The organism is Mesorhizobium sp. M0028, assembly GCF_040323855.1.
GTDB lineage: Bacteria > Pseudomonadota > Alphaproteobacteria > Rhizobiales > Rhizobiaceae > Mesorhizobium.
In genome coordinates this window covers 61306-84744 of the sequence record NZ_JAMYVG010000003.1, presented here as the reverse complement: position 1 = coordinate 84744, position 23439 = coordinate 61306, and the positions used below count along the sequence as shown (strand labels likewise).

Sequence of the window (23439 nt, the reverse complement as noted above, 5' to 3'; positions counted from 1 at the left end):
CATTTCGCCGGTCAGATATCACCCGTGTCGCTATCGAAAGTGCGTACAATAGTCGTCATGCGGTCGATGATACGATCGATAATTTTTCGCCGCTCTAAGATTCTCGGTTTGACCGCCAACACCTCCACGACATCTTCCCGTGGCGGCGTTTGACCCGTAAAATGATACAGTTCGATCAAGTGATCCAATTGGTCCCGCTTGATACCCTCGGCAGCGCAGAGACCATTGAGCGCCTCTTCCTTCTCAGTGGCCCAATACTCCTCAAATTTTGCCTTCACGTCAGTACCTTGACCAATTAGCGGCATATTCTGTCTTATGAATTTTTCGATCAGCTCTCGTTTGCTGCGCAGCGATGGTTCAGACGAGATAATGTCTAGAATTTCAGCTAGGCGTTGGTCGCGTTCGCCTTTATCGTCCGGCTTTATGTTCGTGTTGTTTAATAGCTGGAGAATATAGGCAACATTGATTTTGTCCTGTCTGATCAACTCAAGCTCGAAATCGATATCTTGAATGATCGACACGGGCACAGCGTCGTCTTGCTTTCGGGTTTGATCATAGATGTCGAGATATTTACTCTTGAAGTCGTCGAACGTCTGGGGGTTCATCGCCAGATCCGACCAATCGAATTGCGCAAATACGCTCAACACGTTCCTGACTCGAGCAAGTTCTCGGAATGCACGAACAAATTGAAGTCGCGCACTTTCATCGACGAGGGAATCCACACGTTCTACAGTTGGTGTGATCGCCAGAAGCGCTTCAACCGCAGCATCAAACTTCCGGACCTGATCCTCATAGGGCTCGATAAGAATTGTTTCACTCGCTCCCTTGTCCGCAAAGAGAGCTACGGCTTCATCGGTCGCCGTCTTGAGATTTCGGAATGCTACAATGTTACCCTGAGACTTAACTTCGTTGAGAATGCGGTTTGTCCGAGAATATGCCTGTATCAAGCCGTGATACTTAAGGTTCTTGTCTACGTAGAGAGTGTTGACTTTCTTCGCATCGAAACCTGTCAGATACATCGCCACGACAAGCAGAATGTCCACCCGATCCTTATCGTTAAAGTTCTCCCTCTCGCGCTCTTTGATCCGTTTCGCTATGTCCTTGTAGTAGTTGTAGAAGCTCTGCCCGTCTCGTGTCGAGAAGCTAGTACCGTACATGGCATTGTAGTCAGTTATGTAGCCCTCAAGTTTGTCTCGGCTGTGCCGATGGGCCGGCGCATCCATCGCGATGTCGAATTCGGGTTCGGCGATAAGCCCGTTAGCCTCCTTGTCATCTTCGTTGGCGGCGAATGTAAAGATAGTCGCCACGCGTAGGTCATGCAGTCCAGCCTCACGCTTGGTGCGGAAGAACTCATAGTATTGGGTCAGCGTATCGACGCTCCCAACCGCAAGCATAGCAGTGAAGTCGCGGCTATGAGTTTTGCGATCATGATTGGTAATGATCCAGTCGACCACGGCTTCAATGCGATCCGGGTTCTCGAAGAATTCACGCGTGTCGATCCCTGCAACCTTTTCATCGATCAGCGAGCCGTCGCGCCGTTTTAACTTGCCCCAATATTCGACCGAGAAGCGCAAGACATTTTCATCACGGATGGCATCAGTGATGACATAGCGGTGAAGGCATTCGCCAAACAGGTCTTTGGTCGTGCGCGCGACAGCCTCACTACGATTGGCGTTCACTTCAAGTATCGGCGTTCCGGTGAATCCGAACATCTGATAGTTAGTGAAGAAGGTCGTAATGCGCTTGTGTGTCTCGCCGAACTGCGAGCGGTGGCATTCATCGAAAATGAACACGACGCGCCGACCGCGCAACGGCTCCATACGCTCAAGGAACTGTGACTTCGAAATGGCCGCGTTGAGCTTCTGAATCGTTGTAACGATGAGAGGCGTATGCTGGTCAGTGAATTGCCGTACCAGCGTGTTCGTGTTGTGGGTGCCGTCAACGCTTCCTTCGCTATAGGCATTGAATTCGCGCGTCGTTTGATAATCGAGATCGGCGCGATCGACCACAAACACAACCTTCTCGACGTCCGGCATCTCGGTCAGAATTTGCGACGCCTTGAAGCTGGTAAGCGTTTTCCCGGAACCCGTCGTGTGCCAGATGTAGCCGCCGTGGACGCTGTTTTTCACGCGATCGACTAGCGCCTCGACTGCGTAGAACTGATAAGGTCGCAGCACCATGATCTGACGATCGCCTTCGTGTAGCACTATGTACTTAGCGATCATTTTCGATACGTGGCACCTATCGAGGAACGCGTCGGCGAAATCACCCAGCTGATTAAGCGGTGCGTTTTCATCTTTCGACCACGTGAATGTCTGCTTGAAACTCTGTTTGCGATTGTTGGCGTAGTAACGGGTGTTAACGCCGTTCGAGATCACGAAAATCTGGACGTACTGAAAAAGCCCGCGCCCAGACGTATAGCTGTGCCTATGATAGCGGTTGACCTGATTGAACGCCTCTTTCAGTTCCAGCCCCCGCCGCTTTAGCTCGATCTGAACGAGCGGAAGGCCATTAACGAGCAGGGTCACGTCATATCGATTCTGGTAGCTGCCGGCTTGACCAATCTGATTGGCAATCTGATAACGATTTTGGCACCATTTGTGGGTGTTCATGAACTCGATGAACACACTCGATCCATCCTCGCGAACGAGGTGATACCGATCGCGGAGTGTCCTTGCCCTGTCGAAAACATTCCCCTTGTCAAGGTGGTTGAGAATGCGCGCGAACTCGCCATCGGTCAGCGTCAGTCCGTTGTGCGCCTCGAGTTGCGCCTTGAGATTGGCAATCAGCGCCGTCTCGTCGCGCAGCATCACGCGCTCCCAGCCCAGTGCTCCAAGTCGGGTGATCAGGCTTTCCTCAAGCTGTGCCTCACTCTGCGTCGCCACGATCGCTCCCTTCTTCGGCAAGGAGCAAATCTGGGTCCGCTGCCATTTCCTGATATTCTTTCAACTCGATCACATAGTCTTCGGGAAACTGGGCGTATAGCGCGCGGCTGTAGAGCGGCTTCCCTTCAATCGGCACTTTGTCGTCGAGATAGTCGTTGAAAGCCGGATTGGCGTCATAGTCGGGAATGACTGTCCGCTCGGGTTGCAACGCGAAATAGCTCGCCAACATGTAGCGGATCACCGGTTCCGTGAGGTTGACAACGAGCCGCGCCAAACTGCGGTCGCTTTGCAGCTCCTTGGGTACCGCGCGTCCATGACTGATGTCGCCACGCTGATTGCGGAGCTGACCGATAATTTGGACCAGACTTTCCACTCGCCTTGGAAAGTCAATTTCGATCACATCATCGGCGACCGAAAGGCACTTCAGTGCTCGTTTCACCTGCTGTCCAATCGACGCGTCTTCGAACGCCTTCTTGTCCTTAGGCGGGTCGAGCCTGTTGACGATGGTTTTGGACACTCCCTGAAACAACGATGCGCAACACTCGATGCAGATGTCGGGATGCTGGACCTCGTTACGCTCCGCCTTCTCGATGATGGGAATGTAGTAGCGCAGCTCACTGTTCTCGTCGCTATGCCTCTCGATCAACTCCCGCAACGTTTGCATGATTGCCTCAGACGAACATCTGCTGCAGCAGACCCTTTTTGAAGGTTTGCATCGCATCGATCCTGGCAGAGACGGCGGCGATCTTGTCGTCGACCGCACCGAGGAAGTCTGCAATATTCTGCTGCTCGTCGGGGTCTGTTGGAATGGCGAGCTTCAGGGAGGCAAGATGCGTTCCATACAGATGCACTATCGAGTTACCCTGCGCGAGCCGAGCAACTTCACGCCGTTTATGGCTACGAAGCAGATAGGCAAGAAAAACGCCGTTTATTGATGAACGAATGACGTTCAGGTCGCCACCAAGAGCCACCCCGCCGATGAGCACGCAGGAGGCCGATGGCATATCCAAAGGCGTTTCACCGGAGGCAGGCAAGATCACGTCGCCAGGCTTACTCATAAGCAGACCATCAGCTGCGGCATCGGTAGCCGACACGACTGTTTTGATCCGCTCGCCATAAATCGTGTATAACTCACCATAGCGAATGCAAGGGAGCTTGCCGCCCGCGACGATGTCTTCTTTGGAAATACCTCGTCCCTTGGCAAACTCGGCAATATCGCCGAGTCTAATCTCTTCCCAATCGGGAAACTCAGAGCCATTTGCGCGTTTGAACCGAAGGGTTCGGGAAAATATTTGCTGCATCGTGCCGCGCTTGTAACGTAGCAAAGCATCGAGCCGTCTACTTAGGAGTTCGGCGCGTTCATCGATAGCGCCGAAAAAATCGGCAATCTTTTGCTGCTCATCGAACGATGGCAGAGACATTGGAACCTTGGTGAAGTCGCGAAAATAAAGACGCAAGCGATCGCCCGTTAGACCATAGGAATATGCCCAAAGCCAATATATCGAGCGAGAGCGCTTGAACCAGTGTTCAAAGAATTGCGATAAAGTTCCGAGTTTGGGGACGAGCACGACATAGGCCGGACTGACCATACAGTCGACGGGCGCACGTCCGACCGCACCTTGCCACATCCGCATCATGTTGTAGACCATATCGTCCTTGTTCGCGCGTAGGTTGGCACCGTCGGCAGCGTTGCTGCTTATCTCTCTGTCCAAACTATCCCGACGGACCATTCCACCTTCGATTGTCACGGAGTAAATCGGTAAACCGTCTTCGCCGCGCTGGCGGCCCTGGATGAACGCATCTCCGCCGCGAGAAGGTGCCCACGGATCGGTGAATTCTGAGAAGCGCAACGCAGGGGTCGACGGTTGGTCCGGTGTCAAAGCGGAGGCTCCAATCCCAGACTCTTGCAGAATCCCGCCAGTCGGGTGTCCACATCCCTTTGTCGCTCGTCGATCAATTTAAGCTCCTCCAACACCGCCCCGAGATCGACTAGCGCCTCTTCCTCGAACGTATCCACGTAGCGTGAGATGTTGAGGTTATAGTCGTTCTCCTCGATCTCGGAGAGGGGCGCCGCATAGCTATAGCGTTCTTCGTTTGTCCTTGCTCTATAGGTGGCAATGATCTTGTTGACGTCCTCACTCTGCAAGTTGTTCTGATTTTTTCCTTTATCAAAGTGTGCACTTGCGTCGATGAACAAGATGTTATCCTGCGCTTCTCGGCATTTTTTGAATACCAGTACGCAGGTTGGGATAGCGGTGCCGTAAAAGATATTGGCAGGTAGGCCGATCACCGCGTCGAGATAGTTGCGCTCGGCGACCAGAATCTTTCGAATATCGCCTTCAGCACCGCCGCGAAACAAGGCGCCGTGGGGCAGGATTACGGCCATGGTGCCGTTGTCTGCCAGATGGTGGACCATATGGAGGACAAAGGCGAAGTCCGCCTTGGACGCTGGTGGTAGACGGCCGTAGGTGCTGAACCGATCATCGGTCGAAAAATGCGGATTGGCACTCCAGTTTGCGGAAAACGGTGGGTTCGCTACGACAGCCTCAAATTTGCCGTCGTGCTGTGGCCGTTCAAGCGTATCTTCTTGTCTGATATCGAACTTGCGATAACCGACCCCGTGAAGGATCATGTTCATTCGAGCGAGGTTGTAAGTCGTTCGGTTCAGCTCCTGTCCGTAAAAGCCGCCGACATTGCGCAAACCAACCTCTCGCGCGACGCGCAGAAGCAGTGAGCCAGAGCCACACGCTGGGTCATAAACGCTTTGCAGCCGGTCTTTCCCAGTCGTCACGAGGCGAGCGAGGATTGTCGAAACCTGCTGCGGTGTGTAGAATTCACCGGCCTTCTTTCCGGCGCCGCTGGCGAATTTCCCTATCAGGTATTCATAGGCATCGCCCAAAACATCGCTGTTCACATCTCCTAGGCGGAAATCGACGCTCTTGAGCCGGGTGAGAATTTTTGCGACCAGCTCGTTGCGGTCGCTGACCGTACGGCCAAGTTTAGTGGAGCCGAGATCCATGTCTTCGAAGAGGTGATTAAAGTCTTCCTCGCTTGCGGCCCCCATCGTTGACTTTTGGATATTTTCGAGGATGCGGGTTAGGTCGTCGAGAATGAAGTTATTACCCTTCTGCGCCCCTCGCGTAGCGATCGAAGAGAACAGCTCGGAGGGTTTCAAAAAGTAACCCAGCTCGTCCACTGCCTCCGCACGAACCGCCTCAAGAATCTCGTCGCCTTCGTCGGTACCTTCAGGGATTTCAGCAAACTCGATACCGTCCGCCTCAAGGATCGCGTTCGCATAGAGGTGAATGCGTTCCGACAGATATCTGAAGAAAATGAAACCTAGGATGTAGTCGCGGAATTCATCCGCATCCATCTTTCCACGCAGGTCATTTGCGATCCCCCAAAGCGCCTTTTCCAGCTCCTTTCTCTGCGCTTCGGTCATCCGCTCACGATTCCCCTACCTAGCCTACGTATAGAACAAAACAAGAACTATTGCACTGATTTTGTCACAAGATCAGAGCGGACTCCGAATGGCCCTATGAAGCCCACAGACGCAAGCCTAAAAATGACTGCAGAAAAAACCTCCCCAGATGTCCGCATATTGCATGGGTTGAAAGCAGTCCGACCTTGTATCCTAATTTGGGGTAGTGCCGGGTCGGAGGCGAGAAACTGTTGGCCCAGCGGCGCCCGTCAGCCAACACCATCTCCGTACCCACTTGCCTTCCCCGCATTCCTATCCTAATCTCCCTGAGAAAACCTTTTCCCAAATTCCGTGCATCCGTCGATCACCAGATCGAAACGCTACGGATGCAGTAAGAGAAAAGCTTTTCTCAAATGGGAGGATCGATATCCAAATCATGGCGTCCGATGCGCAGCCAACGCCTGTCAAACAGCCCGTCACCTTGCGCGAGGTGGCAGCCATCGCCGGTGTCAGCGTTGCCACCGCCTCCAAAGCGCTGAACGGGCAGGGGCGGATGACGGCCGAGACGCGGACCCGCATTCGCGAGACGGCGCAGCGGCTTGGCTTTCGCCCGAACAGCCTGGCGCAGAGCCTGTTGCGGCGGCGCTCCTTTACCGTCGGGCTGTTGACCAACGACACCTATGGCCGGTTTTCGCTGCCGCTGATGGCCGGCGTTTCCGATGCGCTGGTCGATGCCGGCGTCTCGGTGTTCCTGTGCAATGTCGAGGACGACCCGCGCCTCGCCCAGCTGCATGTCGATGCCATGCTCGACAAGCGCGTCGACGGCATCATCGCCACCGGCAAGCGCATCGACCGCCATCTGCCGGTCGACCTCGCCAATCTCGGCATTCCGGCGATCTACGCCTTCACCGAGCCCGATCCCAACGCCATCGCTTTCGTGTCCGACGATGCCGGCGGGGCGCGGCTGGCGGTCGAGCACTTTTGCCGGCTCGGGCGGCGGCGCATCGCCCATGTCAGCGGTCCCGCGAGCTTTGCCGTGGTGCATGCCCGCGCCGAAGCCTATCGCGAGGTGCTGGCCGAGAACGGCCTGCCGGTCATGGAGCCGCTGCTCGGCCCCTGGTCGGAGGCCTGGGGCCACGAGGCGGTCAGAAAACTGTTCGACGGCGACGACGGCTCGCGCGAAAAGCCCGATGCGGTGTTTTGCGGCAACGACCAGATCGCGCGCGGCGTCATCGATGCCTTGCGCGAGCGCGGCATCGGCGTGCCGGACGAGGTCGGCGTCATCGGCTTCGACAATTGGCAGATCGTCGCCGAGGCAACCCGCCCGCCACTGACCTCGGTCGACATGAATCTCGCAGCACTTGGCCGCGAGGCCGGCCTTGCCTTGCTTTCGCTCGTCGGCGGCGAACCCGCTCTGCCGGGCATCAGAAAACTGCCGTGCCGGCTGGTGGTGCGTCAGTCATGCGGCCGTCCGCCGGACGGCTGAACGAAACGGGCCGTGTCGATTGTCACCCGCTTGTGGGGGCGCGGCTAAATTAAGACGCTAAATTAAAACCATGTGGAGGAGAAGCATGAGAACCACCATTACCGGGCTCGCCATCGCCGCGAGCATTTTCGGCACGCTGGCAACGGTCGGCTCGGCCGCCGCCGACACCGCCAACATCTGGGTTCGCGCCGACGGCTCGAACTTCATGCCGCGCATCGTCGATGCCTTCAACAAGGGCCATCAGAACCAGATCAAGCTCGACATCATCCCCAACGCCGAAATCATCCCGAAATACGGTGCGGCCGCCGCCGGCGGCACGGCGCCCGATGCGCTGTCGCTCGACCTGATCTACACGCCGTCCTTCGCCGCCGCCGGCCAGCTGGAAGACATCACCGACTGGGCGAAGTCGCTGCCCTATTTCGCCAGCCTGTCGCCGGCGCATGTCAAGACCGGCACCTATAAGGGCCGCATCTACGGGCTGCCGTTCTCGGCCGATAGTTCGGTGCTGATCTGGAACAAGAAGCTGTTCAAGCAGGCTGGCCTCGACCCGGAAAAGGGTCCGACCAACTGGGCCGAGATCGAAGCCGACGCCGAAAAGGTCAATGCGCTCGGCGGCGACATCAAAGGCTTCTATTTCTCCGGCAATTGCGGCGGCTGCAACATCTTCACCTTCACGCCGCTGATCTGGGCCTCGGGCGGCGACATCCTGACTGAGGACGGCTCCAAGGCGACGCTGGACACGCCGCAGATGCGCGGCGCCATCGACCTCTACCGTTCGATGGTCAAGAAGGACCTGGTGCCCGCCGGCGCGCAGACCGACACCGGCTCCAACTTCTTTGCCGCCTTCGCCACCGGCAATATCGGCATCTCGCCGTCCGGCGCCTTCGCCATCGGCGCACTGAACACGCAATATCCCGATATCGACTACGGCATCACCTTCCTGCCCGGCAAGGACGGCGCCTGGTCGTCGTTTGCCGGCGGCGATAATTTCGTCGTCACCAAGGGCACCACCAAGGTCGCGGTGGTGAAGGAGTTCCTCGACTTCGCCTATTCGCTCGAGGGCCAGACCATCCTGGCGAAATACGGCAGCCTGCCGGTGCGCGGCGACATCGCCAATGAGGCGCTGAAAGACCTCGACCCGCGCTACAAGGTTGCCGCGGAGGCAATGTCCAAGGGGCGCACGCCCTATTCGGTGGTGTTCAACGACCTGATCAACTCGGCCAACGGTCCTTGGAACCAGATGATGAACGAGGTCTTCTTCGGCGAAGACGTCGACGGCGCCATCGCCAACGCGCAGGAGACGATGCAGTCGATCATCGATTCGGCGCCGCAGAAGTAAAGCGCCCACCTCCCCCTCGAGGGGAGGTCGGACCGAAGGTCCGGATGGGGTCGTCGCGGCAGTGCTCGAGGTTCTTTTGCGTCGGCGCACTTCGCAGAGGACCCACCCCCGGCCTTCGGCCGGACCCTCCCCTCAAGGGGGAGGGGGACGCAGCGCTAACAGCAGGGCTATCGCGTTGAGAAAAGACCCCCTCATCCGGCCGCTTCGCGGCCACCTTCTCCCCGCTGGGGAGAAGAGGCTGGCGTCAACGCTGGCGACCTCCTCGCCCCTCGGGGAGAGGTCGGATTGCCCCGAATTGCCCTTCGCAATTCGGTTGGCAATCCGGGTGAGGGGGTATTCTCCCGATGTGATTGCCCTTCAACCACCGAGCGGCCAGCCATGACCACCATCGCAGCAACCACCGCCGCACCCGCACGCGCATACAAACTGGTCGGCGCCGGCCGCCGGCAGTTGATCGGCCTGCTCTATGTCGCGCCGGCCGTTGCCCTGGTCGTGGTCTTCTTCATCGTGCCGCTTTGCATGACCGCCTGGATGTCGCTGCACAACTGGCCATTGATGGGCGCGCACAGCTTTGTCGGGCTCGACAATTACTGGGCGATCCTGCGCGACACCCGCTTCTGGAACGCGCTGAAGTTCACCGGTTATTACACAGTGGTGGTGACGATCGCGATTTTCGCCGTCGCCTTTCCGCTGGCGCTGTTCATCGAAAGACCGCGGCAGCTGACCGGCCTTTACCGCACGTCCTTCTTCATGCCGGCGGTCATCGGTTTTGCCTCGGCCAGCCTTTTGTGGTCGTGGCTGCTCAATGTCGATTCCGGCCTGTTCAGCCCGGCCGCCTTCGAGCTTGGCCTGACCGAGAAGAAATTCAACCTGCTGGCGACCTTCCAGCCGGCCTTCTGGTCGATCATCGCCATGGTGGTGTGGAAGGTGGCGGGCTTCACCATGATCATCCTGATGACCGGCCTGCAATCGATCCCGCCGGACCTGCAGGAGGCGGCGATGATCGACGGGGCAGGGCCATTCGCGCGGTTTCGCGCCATCACCCTGCCGCTGATGCGTCGCACGCTGGCGCTGGCGCTGATCCTGTCGGTGGCCGGCTCGATTCTCGCCTTCGACCAGTTCTACATCATCCTGCGCGGCGGCCCGCGCAACCAGACGCTGACCGCCGTCTACTGGATCTTCAACCAGTCCTTCGTGTCGTTCAAGCTCGGCTACGGCGCCGCGCTGTCGATGGTCCTGCTGGTCATCCTGGTGGCGCTCAGCCTCATCCAGCTGCGGCTGCTGCGCCAGCCAGAGGGGGTCGACTGATGGCGCAGGCCCGCAGCCGCAAACGCCGGATAGGTATGCAGTTCGCAGAGCACGCCACCGGCATCACCGCGTCCATACTGTTCCTGGCGCCGATCGTCTGGACCGTTCTTTCGGCGTTCAAGCCGGCGCAGGAGGCGCGCCAGCCACCGCTGCCGCCCTGGCCGACAACTGGGTTCTCGCTCGAGAACTACGCCACGCTCAACACCTTCGGCGATGGCCTCTGGCTGCCGGCGCAAAACAGCATCTATGTCTCGGTCATGACGGTGGTGCTGTCTGTGATCGTCAGCGTGCTCGCCGGCTACGGTTTCTCGCGCTTCCGCTTTCCGCTGAAGAACCTGCTCTTCGTCGTCATCCTGTCGACGATCATGATCCCGTTCCAGTCGATCCTGACGCCGATCTTCCTGGTGCTGACAAAAATCGGCCTGCACAACACGCTGACCGGGCTGGTCTGCGTCTACGTCACGCTGCAGCTGCCGTTCTCAATCTTCATGATGCGCAACGCCTTCGACGCGGTGCCGCGCGAGATCGAGGAGGCCGCGCGCATGGACGGCGCCAACAATGTCACCATGCTGCTTAGGGTCATGCTGCCGCTGGTCTGGCCGGGCATCGTCACCATCGCGCTGTTTGCCTTCCTTGGCGCCTGGAACGAGTTTCTGGCGGCCCTCGTGCTGATGACCGACCAGTCCAAATTCACGCTGCCCATCATGATGACCGCACTCCAGTCCGGCCGCTTCGGCGCCATCGACTGGGGCGCCGTGCAGGCCGGCGTCACCGTGATGATGGTGCCGTGCCTGGTGCTCTTCCTGCTGCTGCAGCGCTTCTACATCCGCGGCCTGATGGCAGGAGCCGTCAAGTGACCAATCGAATTGAACGGAGTAAATTTATGACCGCATCGCAATCCGCCAGTCAGGGCGCCAAGCCGAAACTCGCATTCCGCCCGCTGCCGGTACCGCAGGTCGACGTGCGCGGCTTCTGGGGCGACCGTGTCGATGCCGTTGCCAGCAAGACCGCCGGCATCCTCTACGACCGCTGCGTCGAGGCGCGCATGCTCGAGCAGATCGATCCCGACCGGCCGTCGCCCGGCGTCGTCATTCCGTTCCACTCACCCTCGCCGGACGAGGCAGCCACCGCCGGCAACGAATTCACCGGATCGACGGTGACGACCCAGATGTTCTGGGACAGCGACTGGGGCAAGACCATCGAGACCGCCGCCTATTCGCTCTACCGCCGCCGCAACGAGGAGCTGGAGAAGAAGATCGACGCCGTCATCGACATGTACGGCAAGCTGCAGCAGCCCGACGGCTATCTGTCGAGCTGGTACCAGCGCATCCAGCCCGGCCTGCGCTGGACCAATCTGCGCGATTGCCACGAGCTCTATTGCGCCGGCCATCTGATCGAAGGCGCGGTCGCCTATTACCAGGCCACAGGCAAACGCAAGCTGCTCGATATCATGTGCCGCTACGCCGACCATATCGCAGAAACATTCGGTGCCGAGCCCGGCAAGAAGAAGGGCTATTGCGGCCACGAGGAGATCGAGCTGGCGCTGGTCAAGCTGGCGCGGGTGACGGGCGAGCGCAAATACATGGAGCTTGCCAAATACTTCATCGATCAGCGCGGCCAGCAGCCGCATTATTTCGACGAGGAGGCGCGCGCCCGCGGCGCCGACCCGAAGGCCTATCACTTCAAGACCTACGAATACAACCAGTCGCACAAGCCCGTTCGCGAGCAGGACAAGGTCGTCGGCCATGCGGTGCGGGCGATGTACCTCTATTCGGGCATGGCCGACATCGCCACCGAATATGGCGACGACACGCTGCGGGTGGCGCTCGACCGGCTGTGGGACGATCTCATGACCAAGAACCTTTACGTGACTGGCGGTCTCGGGCCATCGTCGCACAACGAGGGTTTTACCGCCGATTACGACCTGCCCAACGACACCGCCTATGCCGAGACCTGTGCTTCGGTCGGCCTGGTGTTCTGGGCAAGCCGCATGCTCGGCATGGGCCCAAATGCGCGCTACGCCGACATCATGGAGCGGGCGCTCTACAACGGCTCGATCTCGGGCCTGTCGCTCGACGGCTCGCTGTTCTTCTACGAAAATCCGCTCGAAAGCCGCGGCGCCCACCACCGATGGAAATGGCACCGCTGCCCGTGCTGCCCGCCCAATGTCGGGCGCATGGTCGCCTCGATCGGCAGCTATTTCTATGGCCTGTCGGACACAGCACTTGCCGTCCACCTCTATGGAAACGGCACGGCTCGTTTCGATATCGCCGGGGCGCAGACAGAGCTCACCCAGACCAGCAATTATCCCTGGGACGGCGCGGTCTCGATCTCCGTCGAACCGGAAGCGCCGACCGAGTTCACCTTGCACCTGCGGCTGCCGGCCTGGTGCCGCAAGGCAACGCTCAAGGTCAACGGCGCCGATATCGATCTGGATGCTGTCACCAGTGACGGCTATGCCGCGATCCGCCGCGAATGGCGCAAGGGCGACCGCGTCGAGCTCGATCTCGAAATGGCCGTCGACCGCCTCTACGCCAACCCGCAGGTGCGGCAGGATATCGGCCGCGTCGCACTGGCGCGCGGACCGCTGATCTATTGCATCGAAGAGACCGACAATTCCAGCCAGCTGCACCGCATCGCTCTACCGCGAACGGCCGACATCGAGACACACAAGCAGCCGAACCTTCTGGGCGGCGTCGTGACACTTTCGGCTATTGCCAAGAAGGAGGCTTTCGAAAACTGGGAAGAGGGGCTCTACCGCACCGAACCGCCGGCGGTCGAGGAAGCGAAAGTCACCGCCGTGCCGTACTTCGCCTGGGACAACCGCGATCCCGGCGAGATGCTGGTCTGGCTCAGGGACGAATAAAGCCCGACGGCGGCGCCCGGCCGATCTCCTCGGCCACAAGTTCCTGCAGCTGCCAAAGATTGCGGTCGCGGATGCCGCAGGCGTCGAGATGGCGAATGGTCTCGAACAGATATTCGGCGCCCGAACCCCAATGGCCGACGGCCGTGGCCAGGGTCGCCGCTATCGCTCGCTTTTCGAGCTTGCCGGCATAACGCGGATTGGCGGGATCGACAACGAAACCAAGCGCTTGGCGCATGCCATCGCCCGTCCTGACCTGCAGCCAGCGCGGCACGTTGACGGCCGGCAGGATGGTCATCTCGCGGCGCAGCAGCGCTTCGAGATTGGCCGCCACTGGCTCGGCGATCTCGAACACCATCCCCTGGCATTGGCCGCCGCGGTCGAGCGCCATCATCAGGCCGGGCTGCTCCACCGTGCCCCTGAAGCGCTGCACCGTAAAACAGAACGAACGGTGCCAGCCCGTCGCTACGGCCCGTTCGCCACCCCTGACCTCGCCGGCCGGCTTCCATAGCAGCGAACCATAGGCGAACAGCTTCACCGGCCCGGCCGGCGCGCCGGCCAGCACCTCGTCGCGAATGCGCGCGTAATCGGCATCGGTCATGTAGACCATGCCCGGCGTCGGCCCGGCGTCCTCGACCGCCCGCAAGGTGCGGGCGACCAGCGCCTCGGTCAGCGCCATCGGTGACTTGCGCGGCGCCGACTGACGCCGCGATGCGGCGGAAATGACCTTGCTCATCCTCACACTCTCAGCTTTGCCGCCATGTTGCCGAAGGCTGGAGGATTCTCAAGGGCCGAGTACGCGGGCGCGGCATCAGGGTTCAAAACTGTCGTGTACAACAGCTTGACGGAATCGCACAAAATACGCGGCGGACTTTTGCGCGTCGAATTCCAGCCACGGCACCGCATCGCTCTGCCGCGAACGGCTGAGATCGAGGCACACAAGCAGCGAACCGTCTGGGCGGCGGCGTCACGCTTTCGGCGATTGCCAAAAGGAGACTTTCGAAAACTGGAAAGGGGCTCTACTGCACCGAACCGCCGGCGGTCGAGGAAGTGAAAGTCGGCGCCGTGCCGCATTTCGCCTGGCACAACCGCGACCCCGGCGAGATGCTGGTCTGGCTCAGAAGCGCCGGATAGCGGTATCGCCAATTTGAGCCGCGTGAACGCCTTGAATTCGCCGGGGCGCGCGTCATCTAGCTTTGAGTGGCGCCTGCCATTTGAACGGGTGGAGGCAGATTTTGGCGCTCGAAGCTGTCGCGCGTCCGAACGCCGGTGGCCGCTTTGTTGCGGTAGCCGTCGTCGCGGTGCCGTTGGCTTTCGTCGTCAGTGGGCTGGCCATTCGCTATGCCGCATTTGCTTCGGTTTCGGCAGAACCCGGCTTCGCGGCCTATGCCCAGGCGCTCTGCCGCTGGGATTGCGCGTGGTATGTCGGCATTTCCGAACACGGCTATGAGCGCTTTCCCATTCCAGGCCAGAGCAATGTCGGACGCTGGGGCTTTTTCCCGCTCTATCCGATGCTGGTGGCGGCAATCCGGTCTGTTTTCCGCTTTCCGACGATACTCGTCGCGTCGATCACATCGATTGCGTGCAGCTATGCCGCCTGTCTGGTGGCGTGGCCACTGCTCGAGAAGAACATGCGCGCTTATGTTCTGTATTGCGCCTTCCTGCTCAGCGGCCCGTTCTCCTATCACTTCACGACTTTCCTGACCGAACCTCTTTTCGTACTCCTGACTTCGTGCGTTTTTCTGGCGTTCAAACGCTCCAGCTATCTGGCTGCGGGACTGTCATCGGCTCTCCTGTCGGCAACCAGGCTCGTCGGGGTGCTCGTTGTATTCGCGACCGTCATTCAGATGTTCACGGATTACCGCGCAAAGGGCGGATCGACGCTGTCGTTCCCGCGTTGGCTGCTTGGCCGACCGGATCTGCTGGTCGCCATCTTCATCTCGCCAGCCGGCCTATTCGCCTACATCCTGTTTCTCTATCTGACCGTCGGCGACGGCTTTGCCTTCCTGCACGTGCAGCGCGCGTTTGGACGGGTGCCGGGCAATCCGCTCGCCTTTATATGGGACGGGTTTTCGGCCGTTCCGACAACTGGATGGCTGCCCACGGCGCCGCAATGGAGCGCGCTCGCCGCACTCATCGGACTGGCGCTATCGGCGGTTCTGGCGGTTCGCAGGCAATATGGCGCCGCGTTGTTCTGCGCCTGCTGCATCATCCTGCCGCTGATCACGAACCTGGCCTCGATGGTCAGATACGTCGTTGGGCTTGCACCTCTGACAATATTGCTGGCCATGCTGTCGTCGGCGTCGAAGCTGACTTTTCTTGCGGCTCTGGCTCTCTTCCTGGGCGCCTGTTATTTCATGACCGTGGCATGGATCGGAGGCTATCTTGCCCTGGTCTGACATTTCGGGCCGGTATCTGCGCGGGGCCAGGCTTGCCAGCTACGCGCTGGCGGCGGTTCTGGCGGGAACGGAAATCGTCATTCTTGCGCTTGCTCTCAATCCGAATGTCAACGCCGATTATCGCGCCTATTACATTGACCGGACGACGACCTGCCTCAATCGCGATGCGGTCGGCAGCTATACCCTAGGCGAGACGGTGTCGTTCCGGTCCGACGGAGCAAAAAAGGCAGCCGGCATGAGGGTCTGCGGCTGGTCGGGACCCGTTGCCGACGGCACCCATTCCCTAGGCGAGACCTCGCGGCTTCGGCTGAAGATACCGCCGCTCCACGACAGTGTGACGGCCACGCTGCAAATGGCCGCCGCCATTCGCCCGCCGCAGGTCACGCAGCGGATTATTATTTCGGTGAATGGCGTTCGGGTGCATGCGGTGACGCTGTCCGGCAAAGAGCCGCGAACGGTCTCGTTCGTCATTCCAACGGCGGCCCTCGCCGGGGCCAGGATACTCGATGTCGCCTTCGACTACCTCGACGGCATTCCGCCAAGTTCGGCCGCCAGCAACATCTACAAGCGCGCCATCAAATTGTTGTCGTTCCGGCTCGATCCTGTTGAGCCGGGTTAGGGCGGGCGATCACGTTGCTGGCCGGGTCTTCGCTGCGCAAAAACCCACCGGTCGAGCATGAGAAGATTGACCGCTGGAACAAGCAAGCATGTAACCAGAATGGCGATGATCGGCGGCAGGCCGAGTTTGGCCGTCAAAACCGCCGGCGCCGCGTAGGCAACGGCGAAGCCTGTCGCCGTCAGCAAGAAAAAACGCGGAGCTTCCGATCGATGCGATCCGCTCGACGCGAAAGTCACGAACTTATGCGCGAGATAAGAAAACAGGGCGGCTGCGGTGTAAGCCGCGAGCGAGGCACCGACCGGCGAGAGGCCGAACCGTTGCCATTTTACCAAAGCGGTGGCCATCACTGCATAAAGGATCGTTGCGGCGATGCCGACCGACCCGAAGCGCGCCAGCACCCTCAGCCCGGCGTCGCCGGTTGAACGGCGCTCAGACACGCGCACTACACGCATACTGCGCTCCAAGCGGCAAAGGCGCGAATACCCGCTCGACCCTTCTGGCCAAGGGCCTTGCCGATGGCAGCAGCAGGAAATGCTCGGAGCGGATGTCCCGGAAGCCTGTTTCCTGAAAAACGGACCTCGCTTTGGCGGCGTTGAGCAGAACCGCGTCGTGATCGAACGGACACCGGAACACAGCAAGGCGCGTCAGTGGATTGTAGGGATTGTGCTCGATAATGCAGGCGACGCCGCCCGGCCGTACGACGCGCCGCATTTCCAGGAAGAAATCGAGCCAGGAGGAGGGCGGAACGTGATGGACGACGCAACTAGCGAAAGCCAGATCGAACGTGCCGTCCTCGTAAGGCAGCCCCTGAGTGCTGCAGGTCCTGTAGGCCACACGCGGATTGTGTTGGCTGGCGTGCAAAATCGATTCTTGCGAGACATCGCAACCATCGACGCTGTCGAAAGCACCGTCGAGGTAGGGGTGGAGCGAACCGACGCCGCAGCCGACATCCAGCGCCCTTACAGCCGACCCACCCTGCCGAAGCTTTCGCTCGAAGACCAGACGCCGCAGCAGATCCGCCTTGGCGACAAGGAAGAAGTCGTGGCTGAGTCCGGAAAACCGGATGGACCCTTCGACCGCCTCGCCATAGTTGGATTTATAGCTGTCGAAGAGTTCGGCCATTGGCGGGGACTCCACTCCTGGGTTTGTGAAACGATCGGCGGCGCTCACCGGAGGCGGCACGCATCGACTCGTCGAAGCCGGTGAGCCGATCGATGACATAAAGCGGGCGGCGTTTCACCTCGGCGTGGATGCTGCCGACGTAGAGTCCGACCACGCCGGTCATGAAAAGGTTGATCCCGCACAGGAGCGACACGATCACCACCGTGGATGTCCACCCGGCAATGATCCCGGTTTCAAAAAACCAGGCAAAGATGGCGTAGGCGCCAAAGACCCCCGCAAGCGCGGAAATGACCAACCCGCCCCAGAGCGCCAGGCGCAACGGCTTCTCGGAGAAACTGACGATGCCGTGAACCGCAAGGTGCATCATCTTCCAGAACGGGTATTTGGTCTGGCCCAGGGTTCGTGCGTGGCGCTCAAATGGCACGGCCGTCTGCTTGAACCCCATCCAGCCGAACATGCCCCTGACGAAGCGGTCATGTTCGGGCATACGCTTGAAGGTTTCCAGCGCCTTGCGGCCGACTAGGCGGAAGTCGCCGACGTCGCGCGGAATATCGACCGACGTCATTTTCTCCAGCAGGCGATAGAAAAGACTTGCCGTAAAGCGCTTGAACCAGGATTCGCCCTCGCGCTTGACCCGGCGGGCGTAGACGATCTCGAAACCTTCCTTCCACTTAGCCACCAGATCGAGAACGACTTCCGGCGGATCCTGCAGGTCCGCATCCATGACGATGACGGCATCGCCCGCAGCGGCGTCCATGCCGGCGGTAATCGCCACCTGGTGGCCGAAATTGCGGGAAAATTCGATCAGCCGAAAGCGCGGCTCGGCGGCGACCACTTTTTGAAGGTATTCGACGCTTCCATCGCGGCTTCCGTCATCGACGAAGATGGCCTCCGTTTCGCCGTCCAGCCGGCCGATAAGCGAACTGATCCGCTCGATCAGCCGAGGCAGCACCTGTTCTTCATTGTATACGGGCAGGACCAGCGAGTAGCGCGGCGGTGACCTGTTCACCGTTATTCCCGGGCCTTGGACCACAGACTCTCGCATGCGGTTGAAAATGGAACGCAAGCTACAAAGTTCCAAAGGCAATTAAGAAACTGCTAATTTAGTTAGTTCTGAAGGGGATACCGATCCTCGAGGAGGACTGAAGGGTGTCGTGGTGACGTCGGACGTCCGCATCGAAGCGTGAAATTATCGGTAGGCTGCCGGCGCGATCGGCCTGGCGAGAAGCAGTCGCTGAGGCATAACCCGTTGACCGCATTGCCTGCTCCCGGACTTGCCTGTTGAAGCAGCACTACGGGTGACCTGAGCGTGCGGGCCGACCGCTTCGACGCATGTCAGACATGGCTCATGGAACATGGTCGCCGAGCCCGGCCGAGTATCGCGCTTGTAGGCCGCCGAGCGTCCTGGCCGGAACCTATCGTACCGGCCGGGCCTTAGCTGGTCCGGCCGGTACGATACAACACTTGCTGGCCAGACGAGGGCGGCCGTCAAGCGGCCGGCCGGATGTTTTGGTTCACCCGGAAGAGGTTGTTCGGGTCGTATTTCTTCTTTAGCGAGGCCAGGCGCTCGTAGTTATCGCCATAAGCCGCCTTGAGCCTTCCCTCGCCCTCGTCATCCATCATGAAGTTCAGATAGGCGCCACCCAGATCGAACGGATGCACGGCCTCCCAGTAGGCCTTGGTCCAGCGCGTCACCGGCCCCGCTTTCTGTGGGTCCGGATCGATCCCGGCGATGACCATCGACCAGGTCGCATCACGGTAATTCCAGGGTGTCTCGTCTTTGCCGACGCGATGGACCGCGCCGTCGATCGGATAGAGATGCATGAGCGATAGCTCGCTCGGTGTTTTCGCCGCCTGCTCGAGATGAGCGTCGATCGCCTCGTCGGACAGCGTCTTGACAAAATCGCCCCGCCAATACCACTGCATCCCCTTCGGGTAGAGCCCATCGAACATGCTCTGCACCGCGGGATAGGGCATCATTCCCATCCAATTGAACCAGGGCGCGGGGAGCGCATCGAGTAGCGGAGCCAGCGCCTCTCTGCCCTTTTCCTCCGGGCCGTTGTAGCAACACATCAGCAGACACATCCGCTTTCCCCAAAACTCTTCCGGGAACGGTGCGCTCGACAGGATCGTCTTGAGCCCGAGGAAGATCCCGAGTTCCTCGGGCGCGCGCGGCAGGAACTCGCGATAATGCTGCATGATGGTGCGGGCCTGGCGCTGATCCCATGCGATCGGCCCCGCAAAGACCATGCTGACCTGGTGGAGCTTGAACACAAAGCTGGTGACGACGCCGAAATTGCCGCCGCCGCCGCGAAGCGCCCAGAACAGGCTAGGGTTCCGCTCCTTGCTGGCGGTGACGAAGCTGCCGTCGGCAAGCACGACATCGGCCTCGACCAGATTGTCGATGGTCAGGCCATATTTGCGCGTCAGATAGCCATGGCCGCCGCTCAGCGTCAGTCCGGCGACCCCGGTGGTCGAGATGATGCCCGCCGGTACGGCCAGGCCAAAGGCATGGGTTGCGTGGTCGAGGTCGCCCTGAGTGCAGCCCGGACCCACCCGCGCCGTACGGGCATCCGGATCGACACGCACGCCGTTCATCGCCGACAGGTCGATCACCAGACCGTCGTCGCAACTCCCCAATCCTGGTCCGTTATGGCCGCCGCCACGTACCGCAACCAGCAAATTGTTGTCGCGGCCGAAATTCACCGCTGTGATCACGTCGGCCACGTCCACACAGCGGGCGATGATCAGCGGCCGCTTGTCGATCATGCCGTTGTAGAGCTTGCGGGCCTCATCATAGCGGGCGTCGCCGGTCCGGATGACTTCGCCCCGCAGGCTTGCTGCGAATTTGGTGATGTCTTCATCGTGCATGACATTCCTCCCTGTTATTGGACCTGTCGGCCGGTCGATGAAACGCTAATCCCGTCCGCTGTTCCCGCAAATGTCACATCGTCCATTTCTGTTGCCCGATCGTTCAGAGTAGGATTAGACCGGATGGGTAGTTGCTCGGGCGGCTGTATTGCCGGATAGTTCGAGATGCCTGGCCGAAAAACTCGTTGTCAAAGGGAGTAGCCGATCGTTTCCGGAGGTGTAGTGCATGGATGTCCTTTCCGATGTGCTCCGAGCCGTTCGCCTCACCGGTGCGATCTATTTCGACGTCGACGCCAGCTCTCCCTGGGTCGGCGAGTCGCCGGGCACGGCCGACATTGCCGCCGCCATCATGCCGGAGGCAGAGCACATCATTTCTTTTCATGCCGTGATGTCGGGCTCGTGCTGGGCCGCGCTGGCAGACGATTCGGTGCCCCCGGTGCTCGTGAACGCCGGTGATGTCGTTGTCTTCCCCGGTGGAGTTCCGAACGTCTTGAGCTCTTCGCCCGGAGCGCGGGGCGAACCCAATATGGCGATGTATTATCGGCCGATTGACGAGAGCCTGCCGTTCGCGGTGATCCATGGTGGCGGGGGAGACGAGCGGACCCGGTTCATTTGCGGGTATCTTGGCTGCGATGCACGTCCCTTCAATCCTCTCCTCGCTGCATTGCCGGCCATCCTGTGTGCCCGCAAGCCCGCCGATGGAAGCAGCTGGGTTATCGACCTGTTTCGGCTGGCGCTGGCCGAAGGTGGCAGTGGGCGGGCGGGCGGTGAAACGATCCTCGCCAAGCTGAGCGAGCTGATGTTTGTCGAGATCATCCGCCGCCATCTCGAGACCCTCCCCGGCGATTCGCGCGGCTGGCTGTCAGGCCTACGGGATCCACATGTCGGCGAGGCGCTCCGGCTCATCCACGCTCGCCCCAGGGAGGAATGGACATTGGACCGGCTCGCCCGCGAAGTAGGGCTCTCGCGCACGGCGTTTGCGAGCCGCTTTACCCACTATGTCGAGGTCTCGCCGATGCACTATCTTGCTCGCTGGCGTCTGCAACTGGCGGGACGTTTGCTCGAACGGCCCGAAATGAGCATTGCGCAAGCGGGTGCCGAGGTCGGCTACGAGTCGGGAGCCGCCTTCAATCGCGCCTTCAAAAAGTTCGTCGGCATTCCACCTGGCACCTGGCGAAAGGGACGGTCGGCGTTGCTCGAGGCTCAAAGATTGCCCGCTGGCGTCGTGCAATAGGAAAGAACTGGCCGGGCGTTGACGCTGCGGTCTGCGTGCCGCGTCCCAATGCTCGAAAGCCCCCTGGCACAAAGCGGTCGACGATGACCGGCCGCCTCGGCGCGCTAGGGCGAGGCGTTTCAGGCTTCGCGCCTCAATCCTTCGCGCGCTCGACATACGCGCCATCCGCCGTCATCACCACCACGCGGGTGCCGGCGCTGATGTGTGGTGGCACCAGGGTACGCACGCCGTTGGACAGCGTTGCCGGCTTGTAGGACGAGGACGCCGTCTGGCCCTTGGTCACCGGCTCGGTCTCGACCACCTCGAAAGTGGCGCGCTGCGGCAGTACCAGCGAGATGGCGATGCTGTTGTATTGCGAGATCTGCACCGGCATGCCTTCCACCAGATAAGGCGCCATGTCGCCGACCACGCTCTCCGGCACCGCCACCTGGTCGTAGCTCTCCGGGTTCATGAAATGAAAGCCTTCGCCGTCCTGGTAGAGGAAAGTGTGCTCGCGCTCCTCGACATAGGCGCGCTCGACCTGCTCGGTGGTGCGGTAACGCTCGGAAACTTTAACCCCGTCGGAGATACGCCGCATGTCGAGCTGGGTGACCGGCGTACCCTTGCCAGGATGAATGTTTTCGGCAAAGAGGATCACATAAAGCTTGCCGTCCTTTTCGACGACGTTGCCTTTGCGTAAGGAGCTGGCGATGACCTTCACGGGTTTCCATCCTGATAAAATTTGTTGGCGCAAATCGGCTGGAGAGGCCGTTGGGTGCGGCCTAGCGCATCTTGGCCGCAATCGCCAGCCCTCTGTGCAATTCGCCTGAAGCCGATGACCGCCGCTTCGCCATGGTGGGCGCCGCATGTCCATGCCGACCGCCGGCCGCGGCTGATCCTGCGCAACGCCATTGCCGCCGGCATGCGCGACTGGTTCGCCCGCCGTGACTTCGTGGAGGTGGAGACATCGGCCCTGCAGATCTCGCCCGGCAATGAAGCGCATCTGTTGGCCTTCGCCACCGAGGCGATCGGGCCGGACGGGCAGCGCCAGCCGCTCTACCTCCACACTTCGCCGGAATTCGCCTGCAAGAAGCTGCTTGCCGCCGGCGAGGAGCGCATCTTCAGCCTCGCTGCTGTCTGGCGCAACCGTGAGCGCGGCCCCTTGCACCATCCGGAGTTCACCATGCTCGAATGGTACCGCGTCGGCGAGACCTATGAGAGCCTGATGCGCGATTGCGCCGAGCTCGTCGCGCTGGCGGCCGAACGGGCGGGCGCAAAGCGTTTTAGCTTCCGCGGCCGCGAGGCCGACCCGTTCGCCGAGCCGGAACGGTTGAGCGTCGCCGAAGCCTTCATGCGCCATGCCGGCATCGATCTGCTGGCGACGATTGCAGCCGATGGCACCACCGACCGCGCGGGATTGCATGCCGCCCTGGTCCAGGCCGGATTGCGGACCGCGCCCGACGACAATTGGGCCGACCTGTTCAGCCGGGTGATGGTCGAAAAAATCGAACCGGTGCTGGGGCAGGGGCGCGCCACCATTCTTTTCGGATATCCGATCTCGGAGGCGGCATTGGCCAGGCCGAGCGCCGACGATCCGCGCACCGCCGAGCGTTTCGAGCTATATTGCTGCGGCGTCGAGCTCGCCAACGCCTTTGGCGAGTTGACCGATCCGGCCGAGCAGCGCCAGCGCTTTGCCGCCGAAATGGACGAAAAGCAGCGTGTCTATGGCGAACGCTACCCGATCGACGAGGATTTCCTCGCCGCGCTCGCGATCATGCCGCAAGCGAGCGGCGCGGCGCTCGGCTTCGACCGGCTGGTGATGCTCGCCACCGGCGCGCTCAGGATCGACGACGTGATCTGGACGCCGGTGGCCGCTTCCTGAGGGATTGTCGATCTCGCCGTTGCCGCTCACC

The 23439-nt window shown here is 60.4% G+C and carries 20 protein-coding genes; 10 read left to right on the top strand and 10 right to left on the bottom strand.

Features of this window, described 5'->3' with window-relative positions; all coding sequences use genetic code 11:
- Positions 1-11: 11 nt before the first annotated feature.
- The 4 genes from NKJ93_RS08140 to NKJ93_RS08125 are packed head-to-tail and all read right to left on the bottom strand — an operon-like array spanning position 12 to position 6327.
- Positions 12-2885, bottom strand: coding sequence for a type I restriction endonuclease subunit R (locus NKJ93_RS08140; protein WP_352588515.1), 2874 nt, complete (start codon positions 2883-2885; stop codon positions 12-14).
- The gene (locus NKJ93_RS08135; protein ID WP_352588512.1) at positions 2869-3549 is read right to left on the bottom strand and encodes an abortive infection family protein; all 681 of its coding nucleotides are present in this window, start codon (positions 3547-3549) and stop codon (positions 2869-2871) included. Before NKJ93_RS08135 ends, NKJ93_RS08140 begins: the two co-directional genes overlap by 17 nt.
- Positions 3550-3556: 7 nt before the next feature.
- Positions 3557-4765: a restriction endonuclease subunit S gene (locus NKJ93_RS08130; RefSeq protein WP_352588510.1), complete on the bottom strand. Its 1209-nt coding sequence runs from the start codon at positions 4763-4765 to the stop codon at positions 3557-3559.
- Complete coding sequence (locus tag NKJ93_RS08125) at positions 4762-6327, bottom strand: type I restriction-modification system subunit M (RefSeq protein WP_352588507.1); 1566 nt, start codon at positions 6325-6327, stop codon at positions 4762-4764. The genes NKJ93_RS08130 and NKJ93_RS08125 overlap by 4 nt, the downstream gene beginning before the upstream one ends.
- Before the next feature lie 415 nt (positions 6328-6742).
- On the opposite strand from NKJ93_RS08125, the gene NKJ93_RS08120 reads away from it, so the two are divergent.
- The 5 genes from NKJ93_RS08120 to NKJ93_RS08100 all read left to right on the top strand — a co-directional run bounded on the left by NKJ93_RS08120 (position 6743) and on the right by NKJ93_RS08100 (position 13305).
- Positions 6743-7792, top strand: a complete 1050-nt coding sequence (locus NKJ93_RS08120) for a LacI family DNA-binding transcriptional regulator (protein ID WP_352588504.1) — start codon at positions 6743-6745, stop codon at positions 7790-7792.
- Between the two features lie 85 nt (positions 7793-7877).
- Positions 7878-9131, top strand: coding sequence for an ABC transporter substrate-binding protein (locus NKJ93_RS08115; protein ID WP_352588502.1), 1254 nt, complete (start codon positions 7878-7880; stop codon positions 9129-9131).
- Positions 9132-9509: 378 nt separating this feature from the next.
- Positions 9510-10439, top strand: a complete 930-nt coding sequence (locus NKJ93_RS08110) for a carbohydrate ABC transporter permease (RefSeq protein ID WP_352548962.1) — start codon at positions 9510-9512, stop codon at positions 10437-10439.
- Positions 10439-11296 carry a carbohydrate ABC transporter permease gene (locus NKJ93_RS08105; RefSeq protein ID WP_352588500.1) on the top strand — a complete coding sequence of 286 codons (858 nt, stop codon included), beginning with the start codon at positions 10439-10441 and terminating at the stop codon, positions 11294-11296. Before NKJ93_RS08110 ends, NKJ93_RS08105 begins: the two co-directional genes overlap by 1 nt.
- Before the next feature lie 26 nt (positions 11297-11322).
- Positions 11323-13305 carry a glycoside hydrolase family 127 protein gene (locus NKJ93_RS08100; protein WP_352588497.1) on the top strand — a complete coding sequence of 661 codons (1983 nt, stop codon included), beginning with the start codon at positions 11323-11325 and terminating at the stop codon, positions 13303-13305.
- On the opposite strand, the gene NKJ93_RS08095 is transcribed toward NKJ93_RS08100, so the two are convergent.
- Complete coding sequence (locus NKJ93_RS08095) at positions 13292-14038, bottom strand: gamma-glutamylcyclotransferase (protein WP_352496162.1); 747 nt, start codon at positions 14036-14038, stop codon at positions 13292-13294. The two genes, NKJ93_RS08100 and NKJ93_RS08095, sit on opposite strands and share 14 nt — an antisense overlap.
- A 314-nt stretch (positions 14039-14352) precedes the next feature.
- Between NKJ93_RS08095 and NKJ93_RS08090 the strand changes: the two genes are divergently transcribed.
- The 3 genes from NKJ93_RS08090 (at position 14353) to NKJ93_RS08080 (ending at position 16320) form a co-directional block, all read left to right on the top strand.
- On the top strand, positions 14353-14436 hold the full coding sequence (locus NKJ93_RS08090; RefSeq protein ID WP_352481318.1) for a hypothetical protein: 84 nt from the start codon (positions 14353-14355) through the stop codon (positions 14434-14436).
- A gap of 101 nt (positions 14437-14537) precedes the next feature.
- Positions 14538-15701, top strand: coding sequence for a putative hexosyltransferase (locus tag NKJ93_RS08085; RefSeq protein WP_352496161.1), 1164 nt, complete (start codon positions 14538-14540; stop codon positions 15699-15701).
- Positions 15688-16320 carry a hypothetical protein gene (locus NKJ93_RS08080; protein ID WP_352588494.1) on the top strand — a complete coding sequence of 211 codons (633 nt, stop codon included), beginning with the start codon at positions 15688-15690 and terminating at the stop codon, positions 16318-16320. Before NKJ93_RS08085 ends, NKJ93_RS08080 begins: the two co-directional genes overlap by 14 nt.
- On the opposite strand, the gene NKJ93_RS08075 is transcribed toward NKJ93_RS08080, so the two are convergent.
- The 4 genes from NKJ93_RS08075 to NKJ93_RS08060 form a co-directional block, all read right to left on the bottom strand.
- Positions 16317-16772 (bottom strand): GtrA family protein, encoded by a 456-nt coding sequence (locus NKJ93_RS08075; RefSeq protein WP_352481293.1) that lies wholly within the window; start codon positions 16770-16772, stop codon positions 16317-16319. The two genes, NKJ93_RS08080 and NKJ93_RS08075, sit on opposite strands and share 4 nt — an antisense overlap.
- Entirely contained in the window at positions 16750-17442 is a 693-nt protein-coding gene (locus tag NKJ93_RS08070) for a class I SAM-dependent methyltransferase (RefSeq protein WP_023717157.1), read from the bottom strand. The genes NKJ93_RS08075 and NKJ93_RS08070 overlap by 23 nt, the downstream gene beginning before the upstream one ends.
- Positions 17417-18487, bottom strand: coding sequence for a glycosyltransferase family 2 protein (locus NKJ93_RS08065; RefSeq protein WP_156948034.1), 1071 nt, complete (start codon positions 18485-18487; stop codon positions 17417-17419). The genes NKJ93_RS08070 and NKJ93_RS08065 overlap by 26 nt, the downstream gene beginning before the upstream one ends.
- A 443-nt stretch (positions 18488-18930) precedes the next feature.
- Positions 18931-20313, bottom strand: coding sequence for an FAD-binding oxidoreductase (locus tag NKJ93_RS08060; RefSeq protein WP_352481291.1), 1383 nt, complete (start codon positions 20311-20313; stop codon positions 18931-18933).
- A 226-nt stretch (positions 20314-20539) separates the two neighbouring features.
- Between NKJ93_RS08060 and NKJ93_RS08055 the strand changes: the two genes are divergently transcribed.
- Positions 20540-21547 carry an AraC family transcriptional regulator gene (locus NKJ93_RS08055; RefSeq protein WP_352481290.1) on the top strand — a complete coding sequence of 336 codons (1008 nt, stop codon included), beginning with the start codon at positions 20540-20542 and terminating at the stop codon, positions 21545-21547.
- 133 nt (positions 21548-21680) lie between these two features.
- On the opposite strand, the gene efp is transcribed toward NKJ93_RS08055, so the two are convergent.
- A complete protein-coding gene (gene efp / locus NKJ93_RS08050) occupies positions 21681-22247 on the bottom strand; it encodes an elongation factor P (protein WP_023717161.1) in 567 nt (188 codons plus the stop codon).
- Positions 22248-22361: 114 nt separating this feature from the next.
- On the opposite strand from efp, the gene epmA reads away from it, so the two are divergent.
- Positions 22362-23408, top strand: coding sequence for an EF-P lysine aminoacylase EpmA (gene epmA / locus NKJ93_RS08045; protein WP_352588491.1), 1047 nt, complete (start codon positions 22362-22364; stop codon positions 23406-23408).
- The last annotated feature ends 31 nt before the right edge of the window (positions 23409-23439 follow it).